The 304-nt window shown below is 37.2% G+C and carries 1 protein-coding gene; it reads right to left on the reverse strand.

The genetic code is table 11. From position 1 onward, the window contains the following. The coding region (locus ciss_RS09700) for a transposase zinc-binding domain-containing protein (protein WP_174574976.1) at nt 1–304 on the reverse strand (304 nt) is incomplete at both ends.

A 304-nucleotide genomic window follows, 5' to 3' on the forward strand; every position in this document is an offset into this window, starting at 1 on the left:
CTTTTCTACCCATTTCTCTATGTATATTTTTCCGCATCGATTGCAAAATCTGCTTTTGCACGTAAACCCTACTCTCTTTTTCTCTTTCCCGTTACATTTTACACATACATATTCCACATAGCCATACTGAGGATCTCCACATCTCATTGCTTTTTCTACAGCTTCTATTACACTTTCTCTCATCTCTTTGGGAATCTTTTCCCCATACACTCGGAAAAATTCTTCCCAGTGTTCCCTTAATATATCTACTATTTTTATCGTTTGTTTCTTTTCCTTCTTCTCCCGTCTCCTCATACTTCTACCT

The sequence above is a fragment of the Carboxydothermus islandicus genome (assembly GCF_001950325.1).
Classification (GTDB): Bacteria; Bacillota; Z-2901; order Carboxydothermales; family Carboxydothermaceae; genus Carboxydothermus; species Carboxydothermus islandicus.